We start from the raw sequence: 26228 nt of genomic DNA on the forward strand, positions 1-26228 counted from the left end.
CGAGCCCCTTCGGTCGTCGCCGTCCGTGCCCGTTTCACGTGAAACATCCTCGCTGTATCAGCCCCGGACTCCACGCCAGCCTTCGCTGTCGACACCGCCGGGGACTCCGGCATCCGGCTCGTAGGGCTCTCGGGTGAAGATGAACGACCCTAGGTCGAGATGGCGGACCGATCCGTCCTCCCGGTGCACCACCCGCAACGGCTCGCCGGCGAAATACCCCTCCTGGCCGATCCAGCCCCCGTCCTCCCCCACCACGAAGCGTGCTCCCCGGCCGGCGCCCCGCAACGGCTGGAGCTCCAAGCCCCGGTCGGCGAGCAGCCTCAGCGCAAAAGACTGCGTGCCCCAGTACCAGGGCCCGGTCAGCGCCAGCAGCTCCTGGTCGACCTCCGGAAGCGGCTGCCAGGGGCCGGGGAGGCGGGGCTCAGCCGTGGCCACGATCCCCACGAGATCGGCGGCGACGGCGGCGGGGAAGGGGCCGGAAGTGGCATTGGCGAGCGCCACGGCGGCGATCCCGTCGGCGGCGCTCACCCAGAGACCGGCGAGGAAGCCGGGCAGCGAGCCGGTGTGCCCCACAAGGGTGCGTCCGTCTCTCCGTACGATCTGCACGCCCAGTCCGTAGGTGCTCTCCCACTCGCCGCTCTCGGCGGGTGCGGCAGGCGTCGCCATCTCCCGTACGGACGCGGGACTCAGCACCCGCTTGTCCCCCTCAGCCAGGAACACGGCGAATCGGCAGAGATCGGCGACGGTCGACCAGAGCTGTCCGGCCGGGGCCATCAGCCCCAGATCCTCGATGGGTTCGGGAAGCAGCACATCGGCCCAGGGGTGCACCGCCCAGCCGGTGGCGTACGGAGCGAGCGGTTGGGCGCTCGTACGGGCCAAGGAGAGGGGTTCGAGGATCTCGCTCCGGAGGACCTCCTCCCAGGACGCCCCACGTACGGCCTCGACCAAGGAACCGAGGACCGTGTAGCCGGGGTTCGAGTAGTGATGACGGCGGCCGGCTGGGTGTGGCCGGGACGGTCCGCCGAGGACGTCGGCGAGTCCCGGTCGCAGTGTCCCCGGCGTCCGCTCCCACCAGGGCGGCGGGGTCTCCGCGCTCAGCCCGGCGCTGTGGCCGAGTAGCTGGGCGATCGTCACCTCGCCCATGCCGGTCCCGGGAAGGTGGCGCTCCACGGGGTCGCCGAGATCGAGCAGCCCCTCGTCCCGCAGCCTCATCACCAGGACGGCTGTGAAGGTCTTGGTGATCGAACCGATCCGATACTGGGTGTCGGGGCCGGGTGCCGCCCCCACCGGTCCGGCCGAGGCTCGGGCGCCGGTCCACACCGGTTCCCCATCGCGCGCCACCCCGGCGACCACCGATGGCGCGCGCCCTTCCGACTGGGCGACGGCGAGCCGGTGCAACAGGGAGCGTTCGGTGCTGGGCAGAAGCGCAGTGGATCGTGAGGTCATGAGCCAGGTCTATCGGCGACCCCACCCCATGTCGACCGCCTGACGTGGCATTACGCGGCACGCGGACAGGAATTCCCAGCAAGCCGGCACCGCTCGGGGCGCGGGGTCCGGAGCGCAGATGCCCCACCCGCCCTGACGTCCAGGGAGGCTGAGCACCTCAACAAGCCCCTCGCCGGCCTGCCGAACCAGCACGGCGGCCGGCTCGCCCACTCGACGGCTCGCCGATCGCCCCGCGTCGGGTGGACGGGGCCCCATCCGAAATGACCGACCCCCGGCGACCTGTGTGACGCCAACATCCTTGCTGTTCAACGGGGTTCACTCCACTCGCGTCACATCGGTACTTCCTGCCACCCGAGTTGGTTCCTGTAGCCGCTGGCGTATGCGTGACGTGTGGTGAAACATGGGCGGAGCCCCCCGTATGAACTGTATGGGGGCCGACGCAAGGAGAACCCGATGAACGCGGAGCAGCACGAACCTGTGGTCCAGATCGACACGACGACGCCGCATTCGGCGCGGGTGTGGAACTACTGGCTCGGCGGCAAGGACAACTACCCCGTCGACCAGGCCCTGGGCGCACGGCTCGCGGAGATGCTCCCGCAGATCATCGACATAGCCCGGGCCTCCCGTCAGTTCCAGGCGCGGGCCGTGCGCTACCTCGCCCAGGAGATGGGGGTCCGCCAGTTCCTCGACCTCGGCACCGGACTGCCCACCGCCAACTCCACCCACGAGGTGGCCCAGGACGCCGCGCCCGAGGCGCGGATCGTGTACGTCGACAACGACCCGATCGTGCTCGCCCACGCCCGCGCACTGCTGGTCAGCCGGCCCGAGGGCGCCACCAACTATGTGCACGCGGACCTGACGGACGCCGAGACCGTCCTGCGCGAGGCGGCCAAGACCCTCGATCTGACCAAGCCGGTCGCGCTGATGCTGCTTTCGACCCTGGGCCATGTCGCGGACGATGCCGCCGCCGCCGCGTTGTTGCGCAGCTATCTGGACGCCTTCCCCCCGGGTAGCTGCCTCATCCTCTGCGACACCATCGAAACGCCGGAGACCCGTGCGGGCTCCGATGAGTACGCCGAAGGCGGCGCCCTTCCCTATATCTCCCGCCCCTCCGCGGTCGTAAGGTCGTTCTCGGACGGCCTGGACCTCGTCGAGCCCGGCTTCGGTTCCATCACCCTGTGGCGCCCCGACGAGCCGGTCACCGGCGAGCCGGTCGAGCAGTGGGGCTTCGTGGGCGTCAAGCGCTGAGACACCCCCGCCCGGCCTCCCGCCGACGCGAACACCCGCCGGGGGGCCCGTGCCCCCGGCCGGTACACCCGCTCCACCCCCACCGCAATCGCCACGGCCCCCGGTGGGGGCGAGCGGCCCTCTGTGCGACCCGCGTTCAGTCGCGTTCCCTGGGCCGGTAGTGGGCGACTGCCGCTCCGGTTTTCGAGGCCCGGTAGCGGTCTCCGTAAGACACGGAGCAAGACACGGAGCCGGGAGCCTCCCCCTCCGCACGGATCAGGTCTGCGCCATGTCCACGAACCGCGAGTAGTGCCCCTGGAACGCCACGGTGATCGTCGCCGTCGGGCCGTTACGGTGCTTCGCCACGATCAGGTCCGCCTCGCCCGCGCGCGGGGACTCCTTCTCGTACGCGTCCTCACGGTGCAGCAGGATCACCATGTCCGCGTCCTGCTCGATGGAACCCGATTCACGCAGGTCGGAGACCATGGGCTTCTTGTCCGTACGCTGCTCGGGGCCACGGTTCAGCTGGGACAGCGCGATCACCGGCAGCTCCAGCTCCTTGGCCAGTAGCTTGAGGTTTCGGGACATGTCAGAGACCTCCTGCTGACGGCTCTCGGCGCGCTTCGAGCCACCCGACTGCATCAGCTGGAGATAGTCGATCACCACGAGCTTGAGGTTGCTGCGCTGCTTCAGCCGTCGGCACTTCGCCCTGATCTCCATCATCGAGAGGTTCGGGGAGTCGTCGATGTAGAGCGGCGCCTGGGACACGTCCGGCATTCGGCGGGCCAGCCGGGTCCAGTCCTCGTCCGTCATCGTGCCGGAGCGCATATGGTGCAGCGCCACCCGTGCCTCGGCGGACAGCAGACGCATCGCGATCTCGTTCCGTCCCATTTCAAGGGAGAAGATCACGCTCGGCAGATTGTTCTTGATGGAGCAGGCACGGGCGAAATCCAGCGCCAGGGTGGACTTACCCATGGCGGGGCGGGCCGCGATGACGATCATCTGGCCCGGGTGGAGTCCATTCGTGAGGGAGTCGAAGTCCGTGAAGCCCGTGGGGACACCGGTCATCTCTCCGCTGCGTGAGCCGATCGCCTCGATCTCGTCGAGCGCGCCCTCCATGATGTCGCCGAGCGGCAGATAGTCCTCGCTGGTGCGCTGCTCGGTGACGGCGTAGATCTCGGCCTGGGCGGAGTTGACGATCTCGTCGACGTCGCCGTCCGCCGCGTATCCCATCTGCGTGATCTTGGTGCCGGCCTCCACCAGCCGGCGCAGCACCGCCCGCTCATGGACGATCTCGGCGTAGTACGAGGCGTTCGCCGCGGTCGGGACCGACTGCACCAGCGTGTGGAGGTAGGGTGCGCCGCCGACCCGGGTGATCTCACCGCGCTTGACCAGCTCTGCCGCGACGGTGATGGGGTCCGCGGGCTCGCCCTTGGCGTACAGGTCGAGAATCGCCGTGTAGACCGTCTCATGGGCCGGCCGGTAGAAGTCATGGCCCTTGATGATCTCCACGACATCGGCGATGGCGTCCTTGGAGAGGAGCATTCCACCGAGGACCGACTGCTCGGCGTCGAGGTCCTGGGGCGGGACCCGCTCGAAGCCGGTGGAACCCCCGTCCCAGCCGCCGCTGTCCCTGCCGCGCTCGTGCTGATCGTCACGGCCGCCGCGCTGGTCATTACGGCGCTGACGGGAGACGGGCAGACGATCGCTGGGCCCCTCCTCGGCCGCCCACGGGTCGTCCAAGGGCTCGGAAATACTCAACCGGGCCACCTCCTCCCGTCCGCCTAGCGGACCTCGCCGTGCCCCCTCTTTCTACGGCACGGCACTGACAAAACAAGCGGCCCCGCTCCGCTTCCGGCGCGTCGGGCAACGGTTCACGGTAGGCCCCCCGCCACCGTCAGCCAATCTGGTTATCCACAGGCCATGTGGACGAGTGACCAGATGCTGTGGAGAACCCCGCCGAACCTGTGCACGGACCGGGGGACAGCTCTGTGGACAAAGTCGTCGCGTTTTCGCTGCACAGCATCTGACCTGCCGTTTTTCCATCCACCGGCTGTGGGGGAGAAAAACTTTCCCGACTGGGCCAAGATCAGAACAAACGGCGCACCCGCCAGCCGTCGCATGCGGCACAAGTAAGGATCACAAGGTAATTGCATCTCTTACCTGTGGAAGATTACATTGAGCCCATGACTCAGGCCCCCGCGACCTCCAAGGCACTTCGGCGCCGCCACGATCGAGAGATCATCGCGCTCGCCGTCCCCGCCTTCGGTGCGCTCGTCGCGGAGCCGCTTTTCGTGATGGTCGACAGCGCGGTCGTCGGCCACCTCGGTACCGCACAGCTCGCGGGTCTCGCCGTCGCGGCCAGCCTGTTGATGACCGCCGTCAGCGTCTTCGTCTTCCTGGCGTACGCCACCACCGCGGCCGTCTCCCGACGGGTGGGCGCGGGCGATCTGGCCGCCGCCATCCGCCAGGGCATGGACGGAATCTGGCTGGCGATCCTGCTGGGCGCCGCCGTCGTCGCCCTTACCCTGCCCACCGCTCCCTGGCTCGTCCGACTCTTCGGCACCTCGGAGACGGCGACCCCGTACGCCATCACCTATCTCCAGATCTCCAGTATCGGCATCCCCGCGATGCTCGTCGTCTTCGCGGCGACCGGTGTTCTGCGCGGGCTCCAGGACACCCGAACTCCGCTGTATGTCGCCATCGGCGGCTTCACGGCCAATGGCGTACTCAATGTCGTCCTGGTCTACGGAGCCGGCTTCGGCATCGCCGGCTCTGCCTGGGGCACCGTGATCGCCCAGTACGGCATGGCCGCCGTCTATCTGATCGTGGTCGTAAGGGGCGCCCGGCGCCACCACGCGTCCCTCCGTCCCCATGTGGCAGGCATACGGGCCAGCGCCCAGGCCGGGGTCCCCCTGCTGGTCCGTACGCTCTCCCTGCGCGCCGTACTGATGATCGCCACTGCCGTCGCGGCCCGTCTCGGGGACAGCGAGGTGGCCGCCCAGCAGATCGCTCTCTCCCTCTGGAGCCTGATGGCCTTCGCGCTCGACGCCATCGCCATCGCCGGGCAAGCGATCATCGGCCGTTATCTCGGCGCCGGGGACGCCGAGGGCGCACGCCAGGTCTGCCGGCGCATGGTGCAGTGGGGAATCGCCTCCGGTGTGGTCTTCGGGGTGTTGCTGGTTCTCCTGCGGCCACTCTTCATTCCGCTGTTCAGCGATGACCCGGCCGTGCACGACACCCTGCTCCCCGCGCTGCTGGTGATAGCGATCTCCCAGCCCATCGCCGGTGTGGTCTTCGTTCTCGACGGGGTGCTGATGGGAGCCGGCGACGGCCCCTATCTCGCCTGGGCGATGCTGGCGACGCTGGCGATCTTCACACCGCTCGCCCTACTCGTTCCCACACTCGGCGGCGGGCTCACGGCCCTGTGGTGGGCCATGACCGTGATGATGCTCGTGCGGTTGGCGACCCTCTGGGCTCGGACCCGCTCCGGCCGCTGGATCGTCATAGGCGCCACCCGCTGAGAACCCTCGGCAAGGGGGCCTGCGAGAGGCTCGCCTCGCCCGATGTTTCACGTGAAACGCGGCGAATACCCCGGATTCCCCAAGCCTCCGGGCACCTCGGCCCCCGTCGGCACAGTCACTCCGCCGCTCCGGAAGACCCCCGAGACTCCGGACAGCGGAAAGGGCCGCATCCAGGGATGCGGCCCTTTCCTACACCTCAGTCGATCGCTGCACTCAGGCGGCGATGACCTCGACGCCGAGCTTCGCGGCAACCTCGGGGTGCAGACGCACAGACACCTGGTGCGAGCCCAGGGTCTTGATCGGCGCACCGAGCTCGACACGACGCTTGTCGACCTCCGGGCCACCGGCGGACTTGATCGCCGTGGCGATGTCAGCCGGGGTCACGGAACCGAAGAGACGGCCGGCGTCGCCGGAGCGAACAGCCAGACGCACCTTGACGGCCTCAAGCTTGGCCTTGACCTCATTGGCCTGCTCGATGGTCGCGATCTCGTGGATCTTGCGGGCGCGGCGGATCTGCGCCACGTCCTTCTCGCCACCCTTGGTCCAGCGGATCGCGAAACCACGCGGGACCAGGTAGTTGCGAGCGTAGCCGTCCTTGACGTCGACAACGTCGCCAGCGGCGCCGAGGCCGGAGACCTCGTGGGTGAGGATGATCTTCATGTTTCGGTCACCCTTCCTTAGCGCGCGGTGGACGTGTAGGGCAGCAGCGCCATCTCACGGCTGTTCTTAACGGCCGTGGCGACGTCACGCTGGTGCTGCGTGCAGTTGCCGGTAACGCGGCGGGCACGGATCTTGCCGCGGTCGGAAATGAACTTCCGCAGCATGTTCGTGTCCTTGTAGTCCACGTACACGGTCTTGTCCTTGCAGAATGCGCAGACCTTTTTCTTAGGCTTGCGCACAGGCGGCTTCGCCATGGTGTTTCTCCTGTGTGATCAAGAAGTGGGGATTACGAGCACCCCTGGAACGAATCCCTTAGAACGGGGGCTCGTCCGAGTAGCCGCCGCCAGAACCACCGGAGTTGCCGGAGCTTCCGCCCCAGTTACCTCCGCCGCCGCCACCCTGCGGCTGCTGGCCGCCGGCCGGAGCGCTGGTGGCCCACGGGTCGTCGGCGGGTGCACCGCCGCCGCCCTGCTGGGCACCGCCGCCGGAACCGCCGCCCCAGCCGCCTCCGCCACCCTGCTGGCCGCCGCCGCCTCCGTAGCCGCCCTGCCCACCGCGGCCAGTGGTCTTGGTGACCTTGGCCGTGGCGTTCTTGAGGCTGGGACCGACTTCTTCGACATCCAGCTCGTAGACCGTGCGCTTGACGCCCTCGCGGTCGTCGTACGACCGCTGCTTCAGACGACCCTGCACAACGACACGCATGCCGCGCTGGAGCGACTCGGCGACGTTCTCCGCAGCCTGACGCCAGACCGAGCAGGTCAGGAACAGGCTTTCGCCGTCCTTCCACTCATTGGTCTGCTTGTCGAACATGCGGGGAGTGGACGCGACACGGAACTTCGCGACCGCCGCACCGGAGGGGGTGAAGCGCAGCTCGGGGTCGTCGACAAGATTGCCGACGACCGTGATGACGGTCTCGCCTGCCATGGGTGAACCTCTCGGCGGGATTGCTTCTGGCTGCTTGCTGCTACTCGAACCCGATGACCTCTGAGCGGGTCGCTCAGTGGGTCTCGGGGCGGAGGACCTTGGTCCGGAGGACCGACTCGTTCAGGTTCATCTGGCGGTCGAGCTCCTTGACGACCGCAGGCTCGGCCTGCAGGTCGATGACCGAGTAGATGCCCTCGGGCTTCTTCTTGATCTCGTAAGAGAGACGACGACGGCCCCAGGTGTCGACCTTCTCCACCTTTCCGTTGCCCTCACGGACGACGGAGAGGAAGTTCTCGATCAACGGGGAGACAGCGCGCTCCTCAAGATCGGGATCGAGGATGACCATCACTTCGTAGTGACGCATGTGGAACCCACCTCCTTTGGACTCAGCGGCCACGGTCGTTCCGTGGCAGGAGGGTCGTGATGCGTATAGGCAACGGTGTCCCTGTAGCTCCCCGAGTAGATCAGCCACCACTGACATTCGTGCTGACGTCCGTGGCGATCGATCGTGGTCCGGGCAGACACCGGTGCAGACCGTACACACTACCCGCAGACACGCGTCCGGTTGAAATCCGGCGGCCAAGGGGCACAATCTGTACACATCGGGTGTACGCAGCACTACGATGCGCTGCGCTCCGGCCACGCCAGGAGGTGCCAGATGGCACAGGCAATGCGACGTCAGACCTCCCTCTTCGCCACCGACGGCAAGCCCCACCCCCTCCAGGACACCCTGGTCGCGGTGACGCTGGTCCTCGGGGTCATCGCGTTCGTCTCCGCGATGTTCCACAATCTGCATCTGCTCAGCTCATGGACAGGGCTGGTGGGGATCATCACGGGCGGCTACGGACAGTTCATCTCGGTGACGACCCGCGAACGCACCGCGCTGATCATCGGCCTCGGCGCGTCCGCCTTCGGCTTCTTCCTCGGCATGGCCCACGGTGGTCTCTTCGGCGGGGTCATCGGGTAGCCCGGCCGACGCGGTCCGGCCCGTCGGTCGAACGCGGCCATTCGGGGCGCTCCCCCTGCACAGTAGGCTTCGGCGCGAGAGCCGGAGCCCCTGACCCATGGGGACACACCAGCCGAGGAGCGCCCCGCATGAGCCTGACCCTGAGGACCATCAGCCGAGAGCAGCATCTGGCGTACATCCAGTCCCTGCCGTCGGCAAGTCACTGCCAGGTGCCGGCGTGGTCAGATGTGAAGACGGAGTGGCGCTCGGAGAACCTTGGTTGGTTCGACAAGAGCGGCCAGCTCGTCGGCGCGGGCCTGGTGCTCTACCGCCAGCTGCCCAAGATCAAGCGTTATCTCGCGTATCTGCCCGAGGGCCCGGTGATCAACTGGTACGCCCCCAATCTGGACGACTGGCTGCGGCCGATGCTCGCCCACCTCAAGCAGCAGGGCGCCTTCTCCGTGAAGATGGGCCCGCCGGTGGTCATCCGCCGCTGGGACGCGCCGGCGATCAAGTCCGGTATCCAGGACCCGGATGTGAAGCGGCTGCGGGACGTCGAGGCGACCCATATCGAGCCCCGTGCCTTCGAAGTGGCCGATCGGCTGCGGAAGATGGGCTGGCAGCAGGGCGAGGACGGCGGCGCCGGTTTCGGCGATGTCCAGCCCCGGTACGTCTACCAGGTGCCGCTGGCGAACCGCTCGCTGGACGATGTCCTCAAGGGCTTCAACCAGCTGTGGCGGCGCAATATCAAGAAGGCCGAGAAGGCCGGTGTCGAGGTCGTCCAGGGTGGCTACCAGGACCTTGAGGAATGGCAGCGGCTGTACGAGATCACCGCGATCCGGGACCGCTTCCGGCCGCGCCCGCTCTCGTACTTCCAGCGCATGTGGCAGGTGTTGAACACCGAGGACCCCAACCGCATGCGGTTGTACTTCGCGCGGCACAACGGCGTGAACCTCTCCGCGGCGACGATGCTCGTCGTCGGTGGGCACGTCTGGTACTCCTACGGCGCCTCCGACAACATCGGGCGCGAGGTCCGGCCCTCGAACGCGATGCAGTGGCGGATGCTGCGGGACGCGTACGCCATGGGCGCGACCGTCTACGACCTGCGGGGGATCAGCGACTCCCTCGATGAGACCGACCATCTCTTCGGTCTCATCCAGTTCAAGGTCGGAACGGGCGGCGAGGCCGTCGAATACGTCGGTGAGTGGGACTTCCCGCTGAACAAGCTGCTGCACAAGGCGCTCGACATGTATATGTCGCGCCGCTGACCCGCGCCGCGGCACCGGTGGCCGCCGCTCTCCCGGCATCTGTGGTGCTGTCCCCGGCGCCGGCACCAGTCCCGGCACCGGGCCCATTGCCGGCACCGGTCGCGCCGACGGTGAACGCGTCGGTTCGGCCGATCCCAGCGGTGGCGCTGTCGCTGCTGCCGCCCACGCCGTAACCTCGTAGATCTCGTACATACCTCTGATACACCGCAGCCACCAGAAAGGTTCCGGGCCGGCCATGGCGCTCTCCCTGTACGTCGACACCACGCGCTGGCGGGCGCACCAGAAGTCCGTGATCGACCAGTTCCCCGGCCTGGTGCCGGTCTGTAAGGGGAACGGCTACGGCTTCGGTCACGAGCGACTGGCGGACGAGACGTCCCGCTTCGGCTCCGACATGCTGGCCGTCGGCACCACCTACGAAGCCGCCCGGATCAAGGACTGGTTCAGCGGGGATCTCCTCGTCCTCACCCCCTTCCGCCGTGGCGAGGAGCCGGTCCCGCTGCCCGACCGCGTCATCCGCTCCGTCTCCTCGGTCGACGGTGTGCACGCCCTGGTCGGCGCCCGTGTCGTCATCGAGTGCATGAGCTCCATGAAGCGCCACGGCATCCTGGAGCAGGACCTGGGCCGGCTGAGCGCCGCCATCGAGGACGTGCGGCTGGAAGGCTTCGCCCTCCATCTGCCCCTGGACCGTACGGACGGTTCCGACGCGGTCGAAGAGGTCATCGGCTGGATGGACCGACTGCGGGCCGCCCGGCTGCCGCTCCACACCATGTTCGTCAGCCATCTGCGCGCCGAGGAGTTGGCGCGACTGCGCCAGCAGTTCCCGCAGACCCGCTTCCGCGCCCGTATCGGCACCCGGCTCTGGCTCGGCGACCACGACTCGACCGAGTACCGCGGCTCCGTCCTCGATGTCACCCAGGTCTCCAAGGGCGACCGGTTCGGTTACCGCCAGCAGAAGGCCGCTTCCGACGGCTGGCTGGTCGTCGTCGCCGGTGGTACGTCCCACGGAGTGGGCCTGGAGGCGCCGAAGGCGCTGCACGGTGTGATGCCGCGTGCCAAGGGCGTCGCGCGCGCCGGTCTGGCGACGGTCAACCGGAACCTGTCGCCGTTCGTCTGGGCGGGCAAGCAGCGCTGGTTCGCCGAGCCCCCGCACATGCAGGTCTCGATCCTGTTCGTGCCGTCGGACGCCACGGAGCCGAAGGTCGGCGACGAGCTGGTGGCGCATCTGCGCCACACCACGACCCAGTTCGACCGTCTCGTCGAACGCTAGAGCGTTCCTCCCCGGCTCTCTGTCGAGCCCGGAGGTTAAACCCCAGCCGAGGGGCCTGTCCGCAGCGGGACAGGCCCCGAGGGGCCTACGAGGAGCCTTCGGCGGCCTTCCCGTGCGCCGTGCCCCACTCCACCCGCTCCACCGTCACCGCGGGCGCCGTGTGCGCCGTGTGCGCCGGGAGTCGGGCCGCCCTGCCCCGTACGAACCTGTCCTCGGCACCGTCCAGGACCCCACCCGACGGATCGTCCGATCCGTCGTCCTGCCGGACCGGGTCCCGCTCCGGCAGCAGGATGTCCCGTACCACCATCCCGCACAGGTACAGCGTGCCCAGCAGGTGCAGGGCGATGGCGACCTGGTAGCCCTCGGCCGGTAGTCCGTGGTGCTTGTCGTTCGTCGTGTACGCGAGGTACATCCAGATGCCGAGGAAGTACATGACTTCGCACGCCTGCCAGATCAGGAAGTCCCGCCACCGGGGCCGGGCCAGTGCGGCGAGCGGGATCAGCCACAGGACGTACTGCGGCGAGTAGACCTTGTTGGTGAGGATGAACGCCGCGACGACCAGCAGCGCGAGCTGCGCGAAGCGGGGTCGGCGGGGGGCGCAGAGCGTCAGCACGGCGATGCCCACGCAGGCCAGGATCATCAGGAGTGTCGCGTACGTGTTCACCGTCTCGACTTCGATCGACTCGCCCGTGCGCTGGGTGATGATCAGCCAGAACGAACCGAAGTCGATCTGTCGCTCCTGGCTGAAGGTGTAGAACTTCTTCCACCCCTCCGGCGCCAACAGCATCACCGGCAGATTCACCACCAGCCAGGCGCCCGCGGCACCGAGCGCCGCAGTGGCGAATTCTCGCCACTTACCGGCCCGCCAGCACAGCAGGAACAGCGGACCGAGCAACAGCACGGGATAGAGCTTGGCGGCCGTCGCCAGCCCGAGCAGAATCCCGAACGCCAGCGGCCGGCCCCGCGACCACATCAGCATCGCGGCGGCGGTGAGCGCCACGGCGAGCAGGTCCCAGTTGATCGTGGCGGTGAGGGCGAAGGCGGGCGCCAGCGCGAGCAGGAGGGCGTCCCAGGGGCGGTGGCGGTGGGTGCGGGCCACACAGACCGCGATTACCGCGGTGCAGATCATCAACATGCCCGCGTTGATGAGCCAGTACACCTGCTCCTGGTTCTGTAGGGAACCGTCGGCCAGATTGAGCCAGGAGGCCACCTGCATGAACAGCCCGGTCAGTACGGGGTACTCCAGATACTCCATATCGCCGGGCAGCCGGTCGAAATACGGAAGGAGTCCCTCCGAGAAGCCGCGCCCCAGATAGAGATGCGGAATGTCGGAGTAGCAGCCGTGTGTGTACTGCGCGCCGGCACCCCTGAACCAGGCCCAGTTGTAACAGGGCATCTTCTGCACCATGCCCAGCGCGAACATGCCGATGGCCAGCAGGGACACCACCCGTACGGGAGTGAGGAAGCCACCCGGGGAGCGCAGGGCCCAGCGGCCGGCCGGACCGCCGATCAGCTCACTGCCGGACGCCGCGACGGGGTCCCGCCTGGTGGGCCGTACATCCGGCCGGTCGTGGCGCGCGACATCCGGCCGGTCGTGGTGCACGCTCTTCTCTTCCGCACTGGGCATGGTGCTCATCCTGCCGTACGGAGTAGGGGGCCGGACGCGTCCTTCGCATCCGGTGCCGGGGCGGGGGCGGCCTGGCGGAAAACGTGCGGCCACTGTGTCCGCGTCCGGCCGGCGTACGAGGTCCTGATGGGGACGCCACGAGGGCCGACACCCCCTGCGGCCGGATCACGCGTGGTGCGCGGTCCGGACCGGCAGGAGTGTGTCGGCCCCCGGGTGGTTCGGGTCAGTGGTGGCGGGAACTACCGTCCGAAGAGTCCGTTTCCTCCGGATCCTCCGTTGCCGTTATCGCCCCCACCGTCCTCTTCGCCCGTTGATGACGAGGATGTCGGCGAGGTGGTCGGACCGCCGTTGTCCCCGCCGTCGTTGGCCCCTCCGGGCTTACCCCCGTCGGTGGCCCCGGACTCTCCGCAGCTCCAGTCCTCCCACGCGTTGCAGGACTCGGAAGTGGTCGGCGCGGGTGTCGTGGGCGGGGTGGTCGACGGCTCCTCCGACACCTCCTCCGACGGCTCCTCGGACGGCTCCTCGGTCGGTGAGGGCGCCGGGCTGGAGGCGCCACCGCCCCAGAGGGCCTCACCGATCGGCTCCGGCTTCGGGAACTTCGTCACCGGCGTGCCCTTGACCGCTTCCGCCATGTACGTCTGCCAGATCTCGGACGGGAACGAGGAGCCGTGGATCTTGTCCTGGCCGCCCGTTCCGAACATTTCCAGGAAGCCGCGCTTGGTGTTCTTCTCGTTGTCGTCCATGCGGTACATGTCGATCGCCGTCGACAGGTCCGGGGTGTAGCCGACGAACCAGGCCGACTTGTTCCCATCGGTCGTACCGGTCTTGCCCGCGACCTCACGGCCGGGGATCCGGGCGTTCTTGCCGGTGCCGTCCTCGTCCTCGACGACGTCCTTCAGCACATCGGTCACATTGTCCGCGACCGCCGCGGGGAAGGCGCTGGCGGGCTTGTCCTGGTGCGCGTAGACGATGGCGCTTTCCTTGGTGACCTTCTTGACCGAGTACGGGGTGCGCTGCTGGCCACTGGCCGCGAAGGTCGCATAGGCCCCCGCCATCCGGATGGCGCTGGGGGTGGAGATACCGATCGAGAACGAGGGGACATTGCCCGGGTCGAGCGAGGACTTAAGCAGTCCGGCGTCGATGGCGGTCTCCCGCACCTCCGGGATGCCGATGTCCATGCCGAGCTGCACGAAGGGCGAGTTGGCGGAGACGATCATGGCTTCGCGCAGATTGATGTTCTTGTACGACTCGTCGCCGTCATTGACCTGCAGCCACTCCTTCCCCTCCTCGTTCTGCCACACCGACCCGTCGTACCGCTTGATCTTGAGCTTGTTCTTGCCGTTGTACACCGTCTTGTTGGGGTCGACGATGGTGCGCTGCTCACGCGTCTGCTCAGGGCCCTGCTTGGGGTCCCGTACGCCCTGGTTCATCGCGGCGGCGAGGACGAACGGCTTGAAGGTCGAGCCGACCTGGGCGCCGGTGACATCGGCGTTGTTGGTGAAGTGCTTGGTCGCGTCCTCGCCGCCGTAGATGGCGACGATCGCGCCCGTCTTCGGATTCACCGAGGCGCCGCCGAACTGGACGTGGGTGTCCTTGTCCGGGCGCTTCTTGGGGTCGATGTTCTTCTTGCGGACCTTGTCGACGGCCTCGCTGAGCTTCCTGACCTTGTCACTCTGGAACGTCGTATGGATCTGGTAGCCGCCGCGGGCGAGCTCGTCCGATGTGATATCGCCGTTGTTGCTGAGGAAGTTCGCCTTGGCGAGGTCGACCAGATAACCGACCTGCCCGCCGAGCTTCGCCTGCTTCTTGAACGGGGCGGGGTTGGGGAAGCCCAAATCGATGAATTTGTCCCGGTCGCTGTCCTCGATATAGCCGTCGTTCACCATCTCGTTGAGGATCCAGCGCCAACGGTCGGTCGCCCGTTCCAGGTTCTTCTTCGGTGTCGCGGCGGGGTCAATCTCGACGGCCCCGGCCGGGTCGAAGTAGGTGGCGCCCTTCAGCAGCGACGCGAGGAACGCGCACTGGCTGGCGTTCAGCTTCTTGGCGTCGATGTCGTAGTACGTACGGGCCGCGGCCTGGAGGCCGTACGCGCCACGGCCGTAGTAAGAGGTGTTCAGATAGCCGGCCATGATGGCGTCCTTCCCCATGTCGTTGCCGACCTTGATGGAGATGAACAGCTCTTTGAACTTACGGCTCAGCGTCTGGGACTGATCGCCGAGATGCGCGTTCTTCACATACTGCTGGGTGATGGTGGAGCCACCCTGGGTCTGACCGCCCTTGGCCATATTCACGAGGGCCCGGCCAATACCCATCGGGTCGACGCCGGAGTCCTTCCGGAACGTCTTGTTCTCGGCCGAGATCACCGCGTTCTCCATATCATCGGGGATCTCCTTGATCCCGATGATCTGGCGGTTGATCTCGCCACCGGTGGCGGCCATCTGCGAGCCGTCGTCCCAGAAGTAGACGTTGTTCTGGGCCTTGGCCGCCTTCTGGGGGTCGGGCACCTCCACCATCGCGTAGGCGAGGGCCGCTCCGGCCATCAGCGTCCCGAGGAAGCCGATGCACAGCGCGGTGACCAGCTTCCAGCCCGGGACCCAGCGCCGCCAGCCGTCCTTGTCATGGCGCGGATAGTCGATCATCCGCTTCTTACGGGGCTCACCCCCGCGACCGGGCCCATCGGCTCCCCCGGCGCCACCGCGACGGCCCCCCCGGCCCCCGCGACCGCCGCCTCCGGCGCCCGCACCACTGTCCACCCGGCGACGACTGCCGCGCTGCGCTGCGCGCCGGGCCTCGGCCCGCCCGCCGTACGGACGCTCCGGCTCGCCGTGTGGACCGGGACCATGGCCGGTGGAACCGTGCGCCGCGGACCCGTACGGGGCTCCGGGCGCGGCGGAGTCCGGCCCGGCGGCCCCCTGGCCCGGGTCCTGGGGCGGGGCCGCGCGGCGACCAGGAGGTTGCTGGGCGGCGCGTCTGGCAGCCGCACGCCCGCCACTCTGTGTCTGTGGCGGTTTGCGACGGTGCTCGCTCATCGAACGACTACTCCTCGGGCAGGCGAGACGCCTGGAAGCGGCAGTTGAGTTCCGGTCCCCCCGAAATGGATACGGACCAGCCCCATGAAGGTCTCATCCGCTCAGCATCCACGGCGATGACGTCCGGGGACGTCACAAGGTTCCCGGTGGTCTGCATCCGCACAGACTACGCACGCCCAAAACCCTCCTAGTCTGAAGTTCACCCTAAATCAGGCAAGTTGCTCGTCACGAATTGTTGATGTGACGCCGTTCACCCTGACCCCCCTTGTCGCAGGAGGCACCTCGCCCTATCGTGCTGATGTATCGAGTCGATACATCAGCGCGAGATACCCAGACCGGCAGGGCGAAGGAGGCGGCGGTGAGCAGACGCTCCGGCATCCTCGAATTCGCCGTGCTCGGTCTGCTCCGTGAGGCACCGATGCACGGGTACGAGCTGCGCAAGCGGCTCAACACCTCGCTGGGAATCTTCCGAGCCTTCAGTTACGGGACTCTCTACCCCTGCCTCAAGACTCTGGTCGCCAACGGCTGGTTGATCGAGGAGCCGGGAAACGCTCCCGAGGACGCCCTCGCCGCCTCACTCGCGGGGCGTCGCGCCAAGATCGTCTACCGGTTGACGGCTGAAGGTAAGGAACACTTCGAGGAGCTGCTCTCGCACACCGGCCCGGACAGCTGGGAGGACGAGCACTTCGCGGCTCGCTTCGCCTTCTTCGGGCAGACGGAGCGCGAGGTGCGGATGCGGGTGCTGGAAGGCCGTCGCAGCCGGCTGGAGGAGCGTCTGGAGAAGATGCGCGCCTCCCTGGCACGCACTCGTGAGCGCCTCGATGACTACACCCTTGAGCTCCAGCGGCACGGCATGGAGTCCGTGGAGCGCGAAGTGCGCTGGCTGAACGAGCTCATCGAGAGCGAGCGGGCGGGGCGGGACAAGCGACAGTCCCCTCCTGGCGGCGCGGCTCAGCAGGACAACACATCTGGGGCGACGGACGGCCTGCCCCGGCACAAGGGTGCCCAGGCGCCCGGGGGAATCTCCCCCGGGCCCTCCACCCCGCCGGATCCGTCCGACGACACCGCCAACTGAGACACCGCGTTCCGCGGGGTTTCATCCGGAATACCGAGATCAAACAGGGAGCAACCGGAATGGGTTCGGTTCGCGTAGCCATCGTCGGCGTGGGCAACTGCGCCGCCTCGCTGGTGCAGGGCGTCGAGTACTACAAGGACGCCGACCCGGCCGGCAAGGTGCCGGGTCTGATGCACGTCCAGTTCGGCGAATACCACGTCCGTGACGTCGAGTTCGTCGCCGCGTTCGACGTGGACGCCAAGAAGGTCGGCCTCGACCTCGCGGACGCCATCGGCGCCAGCGAGAACAACACCATCAAGATCTGCGACGTGCCCAACAGCGGCGTCACGGTGCAGCGCGGCCACACCCTCGACGGTCTGGGCAAGTACTACCGCGAGACCATCGAGGAGTCCCCCGAGGCCCCGGTCGACGTGGTCCAGGTCCTCAAGGACAAGCAGGTCGACGTTCTGGTCTGCTACCTGCCCGTCGGTTCCGAGGACGCTGCGAAGTTCTACGCGCAGTGCGCCATCGACGCCAAGGTCGGCTTCGTCAACGCTCTCCCGGTCTTCATCGCCGGCACCAAGGAGTGGGCGGACAAGTTCACCGAGGCGGGCGTCCCGATCGTCGGTGACGACATCAAGTCCCAGGTCGGCGCCACCATCACGCACCGCGTGATGGCGAAGCTCTTCGAGGACCGGGGCGTCGTCCTGGACCGCACGATGCAGCTGAACGTCGGCGGCAACATGGACTTCAAGAACATGTTGGAGCGGGAGCGCCTGGAGTCGAAGAAGATCTCCAAGACGCAGGCCGTCACCTCTCAGATCCCCGACCGGGATCTCGGCGAGAAGAACGTCCACATCGGCCCGTCGGACTATGTGGCCTGGCTGGACGACCGCAAGTGGGCGTACGTCCGCCTTGAGGGCCGCGCCTTCGGCGATGTCCCGCTGAACCTGGAGTACAAGCTGGAGGTCTGGGACTCCCCGAACTCCGCGGGTGTCATCATCGACGCCCTGCGCGCGGCGAAGATCGCCAAGGACCGTGGCATCGGCGGCCCGATCCTCTCCGCGTCCTCGTACTTCATGAAGTCCCCCCCGGTTCAGTACTTCGACGACGCCGCCCGGGAAAGCGTCGAGAAGTTCATCCAGGGCGAGATCGAGCGCTGAGGCTCCCCGTCGAGGGCTGACAGCTCTTGATGTCGAGTCGATCGACCGCGGAGGGTCCCCGGGGCTTGTTGCCCGGGGACCCTCCGCGTGTGTGACGCTTGATCCCATGCCCGTCGTAGGTGATCTGCGCGTACTCCTGCGCCTGACCAACTTCCGCCGACTCCTGACGGTCCGGCTGCTCTCGCAGTGTGCCGACGGCGTCTTCCAGGTCGCGCTCGCCACCTATGTGGTGTTCTCCCCGGAGAAACAGACCTCCCCGGCAGCCATCGCCTCCGCCATGGCGGTGCTGTTGCTGCCGTACTCCCTGATCGGGCCGTTCGCCGGTGTCCTGCTGGACCGCTGGCAGCGACGGCAGATCTTTCTGTACGGGAATCTGCTGCGGGCGGTCCTCGCGAGCGGCACCGCCCTGCTGATCCTCGCCTCCGTGCCCGACTGGCTCTTCTACGCGTCGGCCCTCTCCGTCACCGCGGTCAACCGATTCGTCCTGGCCGGGCTCTCGGCCGCGCTGCCCCGCGTCGTCGATCAGGACCGTCTGGTCATTGCCAACTCGCTCTCCCCGACGGCCGGCACCCTGGCCGCCACCGCGGGCGGTGGACTCGCCTTCGCCGTACGACTGGTCTCCGAGAACTCCGACGCGGCGGTCGTCCTGCTCGGCGCCGCCCTCTATCTCTGCTCGGCACTGGCAGCCCTCCGTATCGGCCGCCAGTTGCTCGGTCCGGATCCCGGGTTGACACCACCCCGGCTGGCAGTGGCACTCACATCGACAGCCCGCGGGCTATGGGACGGCCTCCACCACCTGAGGGAACGACCGGCCGCGGCCCGGGTGCTCACTGCGATGACGCTGATGCGCTTCAACTACGGCGCATTGACGGTGATGGTCCTGATGCTCTGCCGCTATGCCTGGTACGAGAAGGAGCAGGATGGCCTCGCCCTGCTCGGTCTGGCCATCGCGGTCTCCGGGGCCGGCTTCTTCGTGGCGGCCCTGGTGACCCCCTGGGCGATCGGACGGCTCGGCCGCTATGGCTGGCTGGTGGCATGCGCGGGGGCGGCTGCGGTTCTCGAACCCGCACTGGGACTGCCCTTCGCACCCGGGCCGATACTGGTCGCCGCGTTCGTCCTGGGGTTCATCACCCAGGGCGCGAAGATCACCACCGATACCGTGGTCCAGACGTCGGTGGACGATGCCTACCGCGGCAGAATCTTCTCCCTCTATGACGTGTTGTTCAACGTGTCGTTCGTGGGGGCCGCAGCCGTCGCGGCACTCCTCCTGCCTGCGGACGGGCGCTCGGTCCAGCTCGTGATCCTCGTGGCGCTCATCTACGCCGCGCTCGCCGTCACGATGGCACGGTGGAACCGGGCGGAGACCGGCCCGTCGGCCAGGCGGGCGGATGGCGGACCGAAGCGCGGATAGAACATCCCCCGTCCCCATCGAGCCCTCGACAGGGGGCTTCGCGACCTCATCAGCGGCGCGCTGTGGCGATGGAGTGCCCGGGAAGCCCACCGCGGCGCCTAGCGGCAGCCGCTCCACGACACGCAAGGGGGGCGATGTTTCACGTGAAACATCGCCCCCTCATACCGTCGGAACGGGGTCATGTTTCACGTGAAACATGACCCGACGTCACCCCGGCCTTCAGCCTTGTTCCTGCGCCGCCCACCACTTCGTGAGCGCCGCGACCGCTTCGTCGTGCTCCATAGGCCCGTGCTCAAGGCGCAGCTCCAAGAGGAACGCGTACGCCTGCCCGATCACCGGCCCGGGACCCACGCCCAGGATCTGCTGGATCTCATTGCCGTTCAGGTCCGGCCTGATCGCATCCAGTTCCTCCTGACCCTGAAGCTGAACGATCCGGTCCTCAAGTCCGTCATAGGCCCGGGAGAGGGCGCTCGCCTTGCGCTTATTACGGGTGGTGCAGTCCGAGCGGGTCAGCTTGTGGAGCCGGGACAGTAGCGGCCCGGCATCGCGCACATAGCGCCGCACCGCGGAGTCGGTCCACTCGCCGGCCCCATAGCCATGGAAGCGGAGATGCAGCTCCACCAGTCGCGAGACGTCCTTGACCATCTCATTGGAGTACTTGAGCGCGATCATCCGCTTCTTGGTCATCTTCGCGCCCACCACCTCATGGTGGTGGAAGGACACCCGACCGTCGCTCTCGAACCGCCGTGTCCTGGGCTTACCGATGTCATGGAGCAGTGCGGCCAGCCGTAGCACCAGATCCGGGCCGTCCTCCTCCAGGTCGATGGCCTGTTCCAGGACGGTCAGGGAGTGCTCGTAGACATCCTTGTGGCGGTGGTGCTCATCGCTCTCCAGGCGCAGCGCGGGCAGCTCCGGGAGCACCCGGTCGGCCAGTCCGGAATCCACGAACAGGGCCAGTCCCTTACGGGGGTGGGCGGAGAGAAGCAGCTTGTTCAGCTCCTCTCGGACCCGCTCAGCGGAGACGATCTCCACCCGCTCGGCCATCTCCTTCATCGCCGTGACCACCTCGGGGGCCACCTCGAAGTCCAACTGCGCGGCGAAGCGAGCGGCCCGCATCATGCGCAGAGGATCGTCCGAGAACGACTCCTCGGGGGTACCGGGGGTTCGGAGTACCTGGGCGGCGAGATCCTCCAGGCCGTGGTGCGGATCGATGAATTCCTTCTCCGGCAGGGCGACGGCCATCGCATTCACCGTGAAATCCCGGCGGACGAGGTCGTCCTCGATCGAGTCGCCGTAGGACACCTCGGGCTTGCGCGAGGTCCTGTCGTACGCCTCCGAGCGGTACGTGGTGACCTCGATCTGGTAGCCGCTCTTCTGCGCTCCGACCGTGCCGAAGGCAATCCCCACATCCCACACCGAATCCGCCCATGGGCGGATGATCTTCAATACGTCCTCGGGGCGGGCGTCGGTGGTGAAGTCCAGATCATTGCCGAGCCTGCCGAGCAGCGCGTCCCGGACCGAGCCACCGACCAGCGCGAGGCTGAAGCCGGCCTCCTGGAAACGGCGGGCGAGATCGTCGGCGACGGGCGCTACACGCAGTAGTTCCGTCACCGCACGGCGTTGCACCTGACTGAGTGCAGTGGGGTTGTGTTCATTGGCATTCGGCACAACAGAAGAGGGTACGTGCCCGGCGATCGTGGCGTCCGCCTTTACCCGTCGCTCCCCGCGGCGGGCCCGCACCAGCGGAATGTCGATGGGAGAGCCCTTGGCTCTCTCTGCCGGATCTTCCTGGGCTCGGGCGCCCTGGTACGGCGCCCCCGCCAGGCGGGACAGCCGCGCGGGCGTTCCCCGTGATCTTGCGGGGCGGTCCGCGGCACTTCCGCCCAGCAGACCTCGTTACCATGCGTGGACGCAACTAGCGACAGCGACCAACGGCATCAGACGACGAGGGACGGACGTGCGCGTGGCCGAGGCGGCAGACTTCCAGGGGATGGCTCCTTCTCCTGCCCGCCGGTGGCTGCTCCGTACAGCCTCCCTGATCGCCGGCGCCCCACTCGTGGCCGGCCTGCTGGGCGGCCCGGGTGTCGTGCAGGCGCACGCCGCGCCGAGCGCGGCCGCCGCCGCGGTCTCCCGCACGGTGGATGTGGCCATCAACACCCTGACTCCGATCGCGCCCGGGAACGACGACACCCTGACCATCTCCGGCACGGTGCTCAACAAGGGCAAGCAGACCGTCACCGAGGCCGAGCTTGATCTACGGGTCGGGCCTCAGCTGACCGGTAGGACAGACATCGACCGGGCCTCCGACCGGACCGGCTACAACTCGGGCGCCGATGGGTCACCCGTCGGCGACGATTTCACCGTTTCGCTGCCCAGGCTCGTCTCCGGCATCAGCCGGGACTTCTCGATCTCCGTCCCCGTCAGTGAGCTGGACCTCGGGGACGACGGGGTCTACCAGCTCGCCGTCTCGCTGTCGGGCCAGACTCCGGACGAGCGCTTCGACCAGGTATTGGGCATCGAGCGGACGTTTCTCCCCTGGCAGCCCGGGGCCCGGGACAAGAAGACACAGCTGACCTATCTCTGGCCGCTGATCTCCTCGACCCACCTCACATCGGAGACGGGGTCGGACGAACAGCAGACCCCGGTCTTCGCGGACGAGTCGCTGGCGAAGGAACTCGCACCGTACGGCCGGCTCGGCCAGCTCGTCTCCCTCGGCCGTGAGTTGCCCGTCACCTGGGTCATCGACCCCGACCTGCTGGCCACCGTGGACGCGATGACGCGAAACTACCGGGTCAAGAGCGGGACGGGCACGGTTGCGGGTAGAAACCAGGCCGTCGCCAAGCAGTGGCTGACATCTGTCGAGACGGCGGTGAAGGGGCGCAAGGTGGTCGCGCTGCCGTTCGCCGATCCTGATCTGGCCTCCCTGGCGCACCGCGGCCGGAAGGTCTCCGGCTCTCTCAGCCATCTGCAGCAGGCCACCCAGGTCGCCGCGACCACCGTGGAAACGATCATCCACGAGAAGCCATCCACCGACTTCGCCTGGCCGGTCGACGGCGCGATCGACTCCTCGATCGTGGATGTCGCCACGTCGGCCGGGGCGGACAAGGTGATCGCCCGTAGCGACAGCCTGCGGGACGATCTCGACTACACGCCCACCGCGGCGCGCCCGATCGGCGGCGGGACAACAGCCGTGGTCGCCGACGCCCGGCTCTCCAAGGCGTTCCAGGGCGACATGCTGAGCGCCAACAGCGCGACGCTCGCGGTACAGAAGTTCCTCGCCCAGACGCTCGCGCTGACGCTCCAGGAACCGGAGAACCAGCGGAGCATCGTGGTCGCACCCCAGCGGATGCCGACCGTGGCCCAGGCGCAGTCCATGGCCCGGGCGCTCAAGGCCCTCGACGCCCAGCGCTGGACGGAGCCCTTGGACCTGATCGCGGCCGCCGGCGTCGAGCCCGACGCCGACGCCACGACACAGATCCCCGCCTCCTCGCGCTACCCGGATCATCTGCGCAAGCGGGAGCTGCCGGTCCAGGCGTTCCAGTCCATCCGGACCACGCAGAACGCACTGGACAACTTCAGGGTCATCCTCACCGCCCGGGACCGGGTGGAGACTCCCTTCGGCCGTGCGATCGACCGGGAGATGTCCACTTCATGGCGGGGCCGGCCCACGGCCGCCAAGCTGTACCGCGACAGCGTGCGCCGCAATCTCCAGGGCCTCACCGAAGAAGTGCGGCTGATCGAGAAATCGCAGATCACCCTGTCGGGCCGGAGCGCGACCATCCCGGTCACCGTGCAGAACCGGCTGGTCCAGGGGGTCGACAATCTGGTCCTGCGGCTGAGCTCCGACAACCCCGCGCGGCTCAGCCTGGATGACAAGCGCATCGCCGAGCGGCCGATCGAGGTCCGGGGCGGTCACAGCCAGTCGGTGAAGTTCGACGCCCTCTCGAACGTGAACGGCCGGGTCCAGATGACGGCCCAGCTGTACACCGAGGACGGCAAGGCGTACGGCCCGAAGATGCAGTTCACGGTCAAGGTCTCCGAGATCACCCCCACGGTGATGCTGGTGATCGCCGGTGGTGTGCTGCTGCTCGTTCTCGCCGGGATCCGGATGTACACCCAGCGCAAGCGCGCCGCCCGGGACCAGGCCGCAACGGACGCGACCGGCGCCACAAACGGGGACGACACCGGGGCCGGAGCCGACGAGGACGGTTCCCCGGCTGCGAAGGGCCGCCCCGAGAGTGACATCGAGAGCCCCGATCCCGGGCAGGCGGGTGACCCGACACCGGACACCGGTCCGGAAAGCGGCAAGCCGTCGGGCCCGGGTGAGAAAGTGGACCGTTGAGCGATGTCGTGGCCGGTCGGCCGGGGACGATGAGGTGGGGTAGCAATGAACGCGCCGTACGACGGTGACCGCGGTCAGGGCGCGGGTGTGGACCCGGCAGGCCAGGTCCCGCCGCAGCCCGCACATGACCCCGCCGGGCAGGACCCGTACGCCCAGGACTCGTATGCCCAGGACCCGTACGCGCACGATCCGTACGCCCAGGACGCATACACCCAGGATCCGTACGTCCAGGACCCCTATGTGCAAGGCGCCTACACCCAGGATCCGTACCGGGCCCATGATCTGTCCGCCCAGGATCCGGTGACCGAGGCGCTCTACGACCGCGCTTCCCATCCGCCGCCGCCCCCGGGGACGTACCAGGACCCCCACGCGCTCTACCAGCAGCCGCCCCCGGCCCAGCACGCTCCGGACCCCCGGGTCTGGGCTCAGACGCCGCCACCGGAGCCCGCGGGCCCCTCCCGCCACCTTCCGTACGGCGACGACGCCAGGACGACCCAGTACACGGGCGTCGACGATCTGGTCACCCACGCCGGTGACGAGGAGCGCGAGCCCGACGCCTTCGCGCATCTCTTCCGAGACCAGCGGAATCCGGGCCAGGCGATCCCGGCCCCCGCTCCCGAGGCGGTGCCGGCCCCGCCGCCCCCCAAGAAGAGCGCGGGCGGAAGGGCCTCCAGCGTGTTGAGGTCCAGCGCCATCATGGCGGCGGGCACCATCGTCTCGCGGCTGACCGGCTTCATGCGGACGCTCGTGATGGCCGCCGCGATCGGTGTCGGCACGCTCAACGACTCGTACCAGGTCGCCAACGTCCTGCCGACGATGATCTATGTCCTCGTCGGCGGCGGCGCGCTGAACGCGGTCTTCATCCCCCAGCTCGTCCGGGCCATGAAGAACGATGACGACGGGGGCGAGGCGTACGCCAACCGGCTGCTGACGCTCGTCATCGTCCTGCTCGCTGGCGTCACCACGGCCTGTGTCCTGGCCGCGCCGCTACTCATCCGCATGATGTCGGCCGAGATCGCCTCCAATCCCCAGAAGATGGAGGTCGCAGTCGCCTTCGCGCGCTACTGCCTGCCCACCATGTTCTTCATGGGCGTCCATGTGGTGCTCGGCCAGATCCTCAACGCCCGCGGCCGCTTCGGCGCGATGATGTGGACCCCGGTCCTCAACAACATCGTGATCATCGCGACCTTCGGCGCCTTCATCTGGGCCTTCGGAAGCTTCACCGAGTCCGGCGTCGGCAACTCCACCATCACCCCGGAGGGCGTCCGGCTGCTCGGCCTCGGCACTCTGCTCGGGCTCACCGTGCAGGCGCTGTCGATGCTCCCGTACCTGCGGGACGCCGGCTTCAAGATGAAGCTGCGCTTCGACTGGAAGGGCCATGGCCTGGGCAAGGCCGCCGGGCTCGCCAAATGGACGTTCTTCTTCGTCCTCGCCAACCAGCTCGGCATGATCGTCGTCACCCAGCTCGCCACCTGGGCCGGCGCGAAGGCCGAGAGCCAGAACTTCACGGGCACCGGCATCACCGCCTACAACTACGCGCTGCTGCTGTGGCAGATGCCGCAGGCCATCATCACCGTCTCGGTGATGACCGCGGTCCTGCCGCGGATCTCCCGTTCCGCCCATGACGGCGACGCCGCCGCAGTGCGGGACGACATCTCGTACGGACTGCGCACCTCGGCCGTCGCGATCGTTCCCTGCGCCTTCGCGTTCCTCGCCCTCGGTGTGCCGATGGCGACCCTGCTCTACGCCGGATCGGGCGAGGAAGGCGCCCGGGGCATCGGCTTCATCCTGATGGCGTTCGGACTGGGCCTGATCCCCTACTCCGTGCAGTACGTCGTTCTCCGCGGCTTCTACGCCTACGAAGACACCCGCACCCCCTTCTACAACACCGTCATCGTCGCGCTGGTCAATGCCGCCGCCTCCACGGTCAGCTTCCTGGTGTTGCCGCCCCGCTGGGCGGTCGTCGGCATGGCCGCGTCGTACGGCCTCGCCTACATGGTCGGTGTCGGTATCGCCTGGCGCAGGCTGAACATCCGCCTGGGCGGCGATCTGGACGGCCCGCACGTGCTGCGGACCTACGCCCGGCTCTGCATGGCCTCCCTGCCCGCGGCGGCCTTCGCCGGTGCGGCGGCCTACGCCATCACCAAGGTCCTCGGCAGCGGCGCCCTCGGCTCCTTCGCCGCGCTCGTGGGTGGCGGAATCGTCCTGCTGGCCGTCTTCTTCCTGGCCGCCAAACGGATGCGGATCGAAGAGCTGAACTCCATGGTCGGCATGGTGCGCGGGCGCCTCGGTCGCTAACGGGCTACTTCTCGCACAACCATCGTCGGCCGTCGTGTGTCG

19 protein-coding genes are annotated in these 26228 nt (G+C 68.0%); 10 read left to right on the forward strand and 9 right to left on the reverse strand.

All coding sequences use genetic code 11. The features are described 5' to 3' along the window. Positions 1–57 precede the first annotated feature (57 nt). Positions 58–1446 (reverse strand): serine hydrolase domain-containing protein, encoded by a 1389-nt coding sequence (locus tag ACH4S7_RS12655; RefSeq protein WP_398521124.1) that lies wholly within the window; start codon positions 1444–1446, stop codon positions 58–60. Positions 1447–1899: 453 nt separating this feature from the next. Between ACH4S7_RS12655 and ACH4S7_RS12660 the strand changes: the two genes are divergently transcribed. Beyond that, positions 1900–2694, forward strand: coding sequence for an SAM-dependent methyltransferase (locus tag ACH4S7_RS12660; RefSeq protein ID WP_398521125.1), 795 nt, complete (start codon positions 1900–1902; stop codon positions 2692–2694). A 255-nt stretch (positions 2695–2949) separates the two neighbouring features. Here the strand turns inward: ACH4S7_RS12660 and dnaB are convergent, their stop codons facing one another. After that, positions 2950–4416, reverse strand: a complete 1467-nt coding sequence (dnaB, locus tag ACH4S7_RS12665; RefSeq protein ID WP_398521373.1) for a replicative DNA helicase — start codon at positions 4414–4416, stop codon at positions 2950–2952. Between the two features lie 443 nt (positions 4417–4859). Between dnaB and ACH4S7_RS12670 the strand changes: the two genes are divergently transcribed. After that, on the forward strand, positions 4860–6197 hold the full coding sequence (locus tag ACH4S7_RS12670) for an MATE family efflux transporter (RefSeq protein ID WP_398521126.1): 1338 nt from the start codon (positions 4860–4862) through the stop codon (positions 6195–6197). Between the two features lie 213 nt (positions 6198–6410). Here ACH4S7_RS12670 and rplI read toward each other — a convergent pair whose 3' ends face one another. From rplI to rpsF, 4 genes are all read right to left on the reverse strand, one after another. Continuing rightward, on the reverse strand, positions 6411–6857 hold the full coding sequence (gene rplI / locus ACH4S7_RS12675; RefSeq protein ID WP_398521127.1) for a 50S ribosomal protein L9: 447 nt from the start codon (positions 6855–6857) through the stop codon (positions 6411–6413). A 17-nt stretch (positions 6858–6874) separates the two neighbouring features. Further along, positions 6875–7111: a 30S ribosomal protein S18 gene (gene rpsR, locus ACH4S7_RS12680; RefSeq protein ID WP_003956534.1), complete on the reverse strand. Its 237-nt coding sequence runs from the start codon at positions 7109–7111 to the stop codon at positions 6875–6877. Positions 7112–7169: 58 nt separating this feature from the next. Further along, positions 7170–7781, reverse strand: coding sequence for a single-stranded DNA-binding protein (locus tag ACH4S7_RS12685; RefSeq protein ID WP_398521128.1), 612 nt, complete (start codon positions 7779–7781; stop codon positions 7170–7172). Positions 7782–7854: 73 nt separating this feature from the next. Further along, complete coding sequence (gene rpsF / locus ACH4S7_RS12690; protein WP_006604399.1) at positions 7855–8145, reverse strand: 30S ribosomal protein S6; 291 nt, start codon at positions 8143–8145, stop codon at positions 7855–7857. A 294-nt stretch (positions 8146–8439) separates the two neighbouring features. Between rpsF and ACH4S7_RS12695 the strand changes: the two genes are divergently transcribed. The 3 genes from ACH4S7_RS12695 to ACH4S7_RS12705 all read left to right on the forward strand — a co-directional run bounded on the left by ACH4S7_RS12695 (position 8440) and on the right by ACH4S7_RS12705 (position 11262). Beyond that, positions 8440–8748, forward strand: coding sequence for a hypothetical protein (locus ACH4S7_RS12695; RefSeq protein WP_398521129.1), 309 nt, complete (start codon positions 8440–8442; stop codon positions 8746–8748). A gap of 128 nt (positions 8749–8876) precedes the next feature. Next, positions 8877–9995, forward strand: coding sequence for a lipid II:glycine glycyltransferase FemX (locus ACH4S7_RS12700; protein WP_398521130.1), 1119 nt, complete (start codon positions 8877–8879; stop codon positions 9993–9995). A gap of 235 nt (positions 9996–10230) precedes the next feature. Further along, on the forward strand, positions 10231–11262 hold the full coding sequence (locus tag ACH4S7_RS12705; protein WP_398521131.1) for an alanine racemase: 1032 nt from the start codon (positions 10231–10233) through the stop codon (positions 11260–11262). An 85-nt stretch (positions 11263–11347) separates the two neighbouring features. On the opposite strand, the gene ACH4S7_RS12710 is transcribed toward ACH4S7_RS12705, so the two are convergent. Both ACH4S7_RS12710 and ACH4S7_RS12715 read right to left on the reverse strand, forming a co-directional pair. Further along, entirely contained in the window at positions 11348–12889 is a 1542-nt protein-coding gene (locus ACH4S7_RS12710) for a glycosyltransferase family 87 protein (RefSeq protein ID WP_398521132.1), read from the reverse strand. A gap of 239 nt (positions 12890–13128) precedes the next feature. Further along, the gene (locus tag ACH4S7_RS12715; RefSeq protein ID WP_398521133.1) at positions 13129–15918 is read right to left on the reverse strand and encodes a transglycosylase domain-containing protein; all 2790 of its coding nucleotides are present in this window, start codon (positions 15916–15918) and stop codon (positions 13129–13131) included. A gap of 358 nt (positions 15919–16276) precedes the next feature. On the opposite strand from ACH4S7_RS12715, the gene ACH4S7_RS12720 reads away from it, so the two are divergent. The 3 genes from ACH4S7_RS12720 to ACH4S7_RS12730 all read left to right on the forward strand — a co-directional run bounded on the left by ACH4S7_RS12720 (position 16277) and on the right by ACH4S7_RS12730 (position 19546). Continuing rightward, positions 16277–16993: a helix-turn-helix transcriptional regulator gene (locus tag ACH4S7_RS12720; RefSeq protein WP_398521134.1), complete on the forward strand. Its 717-nt coding sequence runs from the start codon at positions 16277–16279 to the stop codon at positions 16991–16993. Between the two features lie 59 nt (positions 16994–17052). Then, positions 17053–18135, forward strand: coding sequence for an inositol-3-phosphate synthase (locus tag ACH4S7_RS12725; RefSeq protein WP_398521135.1), 1083 nt, complete (start codon positions 17053–17055; stop codon positions 18133–18135). A 106-nt stretch (positions 18136–18241) separates the two neighbouring features. Beyond that, the gene (locus ACH4S7_RS12730; protein WP_398521136.1) at positions 18242–19546 is read left to right on the forward strand and encodes an MFS transporter; all 1305 of its coding nucleotides are present in this window, start codon (positions 18242–18244) and stop codon (positions 19544–19546) included. 219 nt (positions 19547–19765) lie between these two features. On the opposite strand, the gene ACH4S7_RS12735 is transcribed toward ACH4S7_RS12730, so the two are convergent. Continuing rightward, on the reverse strand, positions 19766–21214 hold the full coding sequence (locus tag ACH4S7_RS12735) for a CCA tRNA nucleotidyltransferase (RefSeq protein ID WP_398521137.1): 1449 nt from the start codon (positions 21212–21214) through the stop codon (positions 19766–19768). Between the two features lie 295 nt (positions 21215–21509). On the opposite strand from ACH4S7_RS12735, the gene ACH4S7_RS12740 reads away from it, so the two are divergent. Both ACH4S7_RS12740 and murJ read left to right on the forward strand, forming a co-directional pair. Continuing rightward, positions 21510–23888 (forward strand): DUF6049 family protein, encoded by a 2379-nt coding sequence (locus tag ACH4S7_RS12740; RefSeq protein WP_398521138.1) that lies wholly within the window; start codon positions 21510–21512, stop codon positions 23886–23888. A 45-nt stretch (positions 23889–23933) separates the two neighbouring features. Further along, on the forward strand, positions 23934–26186 hold the full coding sequence (gene murJ / locus ACH4S7_RS12745; protein WP_398521139.1) for a murein biosynthesis integral membrane protein MurJ: 2253 nt from the start codon (positions 23934–23936) through the stop codon (positions 26184–26186). The last annotated feature ends 42 nt before the right edge of the window (positions 26187–26228 follow it).

The sequence above is a fragment of the Streptomyces sp. NPDC020965 genome (genome assembly GCF_044333555.1).
Lineage (GTDB): Bacteria > Actinomycetota > Actinomycetes > Streptomycetales > Streptomycetaceae > Streptomyces.